General features: G+C 73.9%; 4 protein-coding genes. All 4 read left to right on the top strand.

Features of this window, described 5'->3' with window-relative positions; all coding sequences use genetic code 11:
* Positions 1-2,121 (top strand): hybrid sensor histidine kinase/response regulator (locus E2C05_RS29800; protein WP_240046951.1); only part of this gene is annotated, 2,121 nt, incomplete at its 5' end.
* A 22-nt stretch (positions 2,122-2,143) separates the two neighbouring features.
* Positions 2,144-2,632, top strand: a complete 489-nt coding sequence (locus E2C05_RS29795; RefSeq protein WP_133223241.1) for a chemotaxis protein CheW — start codon at positions 2,144-2,146, stop codon at positions 2,630-2,632.
* Positions 2,629-3,030, top strand: a complete 402-nt coding sequence (locus tag E2C05_RS29790; RefSeq protein WP_133223240.1) for a response regulator — start codon at positions 2,629-2,631, stop codon at positions 3,028-3,030. Before E2C05_RS29795 ends, E2C05_RS29790 begins: the two co-directional genes overlap by 4 nt.
* Before the next feature lie 77 nt (positions 3,031-3,107).
* Positions 3,108-3,586, top strand: a 479-nt coding sequence (locus tag E2C05_RS29785; RefSeq protein WP_133223242.1) for a response regulator, incomplete at its 3' end; no start/stop codon positions are given.

Here is a 3,586-nt window from a genome sequence, read left to right as displayed (position 1 = left end):
CCGCCGCCGCCCCCGGCGCCCGAGCCCGTGCCCGCCGCCGCGGCGGAGGCGGAGCCGGTGGCCGGCGGCGGCGGCGGCGCGCCGCCGCAGACCATCCGCGTGTCGGTCGACGTGCTGGAGGACCTGATGATGCTGGTCAGCGAGCTGGTGCTGACCCGCAACCAGCTCCTCCAGCTTGCCCGCAACCAGGGCGACAGCGCCTTCACCGTGCCGCTGCAGCGGCTGTCGCACATCACCACCGACCTGCAGGAAGGGGTGATGAAGACGCGCATGCAGCCGATCGGCAATGCCTGGGCGAAGCTGCCGCGCCTGGTGCGCGACCTCGGCGTCGAACTGGGCAAGAAGATCAGCCTCGAGATGCGCGGCGCCGAGACCGAGCTGGACCGCCAGGTGCTCGAGCTCATCAAGGACCCGCTGACCCACATGGTGCGCAACAGCGCCGACCATGGGCTGGAGCGGCCGGAGGACCGGGCGCGCGCCGGCAAGCCGGAGACCGGCCGGATCATGCTGAACGCCCGGCACGAGGGCGGGCACATCATCATCGAGATCGGCGACGACGGCCGCGGCCTGTCGGCCGAGAAGATCAAGCAGAAGGTTATCGCCCAGGGCCTGGCGACCGAGGCCGAGGTGGCGAACATGCCGGAGCGGGAGGTGCACCGCTTCATCTTCCGCGCCGGCTTCTCCACCGCCGCGGCCATCACCTCCGTCTCCGGCCGCGGGGTCGGGATGGACGTGGTCAAGACCAACATGGAGCGGATCGGCGGCACCATCGACATCCGCAGCCGCGAGGGCTTCGGCACCACCTTCGTCATCAAGATCCCGCTCACCCTCGCCATCGTCTCCGCCCTGATCGTCGAATCGGGCAGCGAGCGCTTCGCCATCCCGCAGATCGGCGTGGTCGAGCTGGTGCGGGTCGGCGGCGAAGGCGCGGCGCAGCTCGAGCGCATCAAGGACGCGCCGGTGCTGCGGCTGCGCGACCGGCTGCTGCCGCTGGTCAACCTGGCGACGCTGCTGCAGCTGCAGCCGGCCGCCGAGGAGGCAAGCGCCTTCGTCGTCGTCACCCAGGTCGGCGGGCATGTCTTCGGCATCATCGTCGACCGGGTCTTCGACACGGAGGAGATCGTGGTGAAGCCGGTGGCGCCGATCCTGCGCCACGTGACCATGTTCGGCGGCAACACCATCCTCGGCGATGGCAGCGTCATCATGATCCTCGACCCCAACGGGATCGCCCGCGCCACCGGCCTCGGCACCGAGGGCGGGGAGGCGGAGCCGGAGCGCGAGAGCGGCCGGCCGTCCCACCTGCTGCAGTCCGACGCCGCGACGGCGCTGCTGCTGTTCCGCGCCGGCGACGCCGCGCCGAAGGCGGTCCCCCTCGGCCTCGTCGCCCGGCTGGAGGATGTGGAGCGCGAGCGGATCGAGATCGCCGGCGGCCAGCCGCTGGTGCAGTACCGCGGCAAGCTGATGCCGCTCGTGCCGCTGTCCGGCCACTGGGATGCGTCGATGGCGCCGGAGCGGCAGCCTGTGCTGGTCTTCAGCGACGGCGACCGCGCCATGGGCCTGATGGTCGACGAGATCCTGGACGTGGTCGAGGATCGGCTGGCGGTGGACGGCGCCGGGGAGCGGCCGGGCTATCTCGGCAGCGTCGTGGTCGGCGGCAAGGTGACCGAGCTGCTGGACACCGCCTGGTGGCTGCGCCAGGCCGGGGAGGACTGGTTCGGCGGGTCGCAGCGCGCCGCCGGCCAGGGCCGCCAGGTCCTGCTGGTCGAGGACAGCACCTTCTTCCGCAACCTGGTCGTCCCGGCGCTGGGCGCCGCCGGCTTCGTCGTCACCGCCGTCGCCGATGCCGAGGAAGCGCTGCGGCTGCGCGATGCCGGCGCCGAGTTCGACGCCATCGTCTCCGACATCACCATGCCCGGCATGGACGGCTTCGCCTTCGCCCGCGTGCTGCGGGATGGCGGCCCCTGGCGCGACCTGCCGCTGGTCGCCCTGACCGGCCGGGTGGAGCCGGAGGACATCGCCCGCGGCCGCGAGGCCGGGTTCACCGATTACGTCGGCAAGTTCGACCGCGCCGCCCTGCTGGAGAGCCTGACCCAGTGCCTGGCGGCGCGGGTCGAGGCCTGAGCGGGCGGGGAGGAGGAGCATCATGCAGCAGACAGCCACCACCGAGGCGACGCGCGCGCCGGCGCTTGCCCGGCTGCCCGGGGAAGCCGCCGCGGAGGTCTTCCTCACGCTCACCGTCGCCGGCCAGCTCTGCGGCGTGCCGGTCCTGTCGGTGCGCGACGTGCTGGGGGTGCAGGCCATCACCCGCATCCCGCTGGCCCCGGCCGAGGTGGCGGGCAGCCTGAACCTGCGCGGCCGCATCGTCACCGCCATCGACCTGCGCCGCCGCCTCGGCCTGCCGCCGCGCGAGCAGGGCGGGCCGATGAGCGTCGTCGTCGAGCGCGAGGGCGAGCTCTATTCGCTGCTGGCCGACGAGGTGGGGGAGGTGCTGCCGCTGTCGCGGGCGGAACGCGCCGCCAACCCGCCGACGCTCGACCCGCTGTGGCGGGACGTCTCGCGCGGCGTGCACCGCATGGGCGACAAGCTTCTCATCCTGCTCGATGTCGAGCAGGTTCTGGCGATCGGCGCATGAGCGCCGCCGCCGACGCCGCCGCGACCTGCCTGGTCGTGGACGACAGCAGCGTCGTCCGCAAGGCGGCCAGGCGCATCGTCGAGAAGCTCGGCTTCTCGGTCCGGGAAGCGGCGGATGGCGCGCAGGCGCTGGCCGCCTGCCGGGCCGAGCTGCCGCGCGCCGTCCTGCTCGACTGGAACATGCCGGTGATGGACGGCATCACCTTCCTGCGGGCGGCGCGCGCCGAATTCGGCCCGGACCGGCCGGTGGTCGTGCTCTGCACGACCGAGGCGGCGATGGACCGGATCGTCGAGGCGCTGGAGGCCGGGGCGCAGGAATACATCATGAAGCCCTTCGACGAGGCGCTGCTGCAGGACAAGTTCGTCCAGGCCGGCCTGATCCCGGACCCCGCCGCCTGATGCCAGGCAGCGCGAGCCCCGGGGGCCCGGCCGCGGGCGGCGCGCCGGCGCGGGATGCCGGGCCGCCGGTGCGCGTCATGCTGTGCGACGACAGCGCGACGGTGCGGGCCGCGCTGGCGCGGCTGCTGGAAAGCGATGCCGGCATCCGCGTCGTCGCCCGCGTCGCCAACGGGCAGGAAGCGGTGTCGACGCTGGCCGGCATGCCGGCGGCGCAGCGGGCCCAGGTGATCCTGCTCGACCTCGAGATGCCGGTGATGGACGGGATGACCGCGCTGCCGCTGCTGCTGAAGCAGGCACCGCGGCCGGCCGTCATCGTCGCCAGCGCGCTGACCCAGCGCGGCGCCGCCGCCGCCATGGCGGCGCTGCGGGCCGGCGCGTCGGACTACATCCCGAAACCTTCGGCCGCCGGCGGCGGGCTGAACGACCCCACCTTCCGGGCCGAGATCCTGGCCAAGGTGAAGGGCTGGGCGCGGATGGGCGGGCAGGGGCCGGCACCCGGCCCGGTGCCGGCGCGACCGGCGGCGCCGGCCCGGCCGGTCGCGCTCGGCCCGCCGGC

Origin of the sequence: Paracraurococcus ruber (assembly GCF_004353985.1) — a bacterium.
Taxonomy (GTDB): domain Bacteria; phylum Pseudomonadota; class Alphaproteobacteria; order Acetobacterales; family Acetobacteraceae; genus Paracraurococcus; species Paracraurococcus ruber.
The sequence above is the reverse complement of the archived record's forward strand: the minus strand, read 5'-3'. Positions and strand labels throughout refer to the sequence as shown.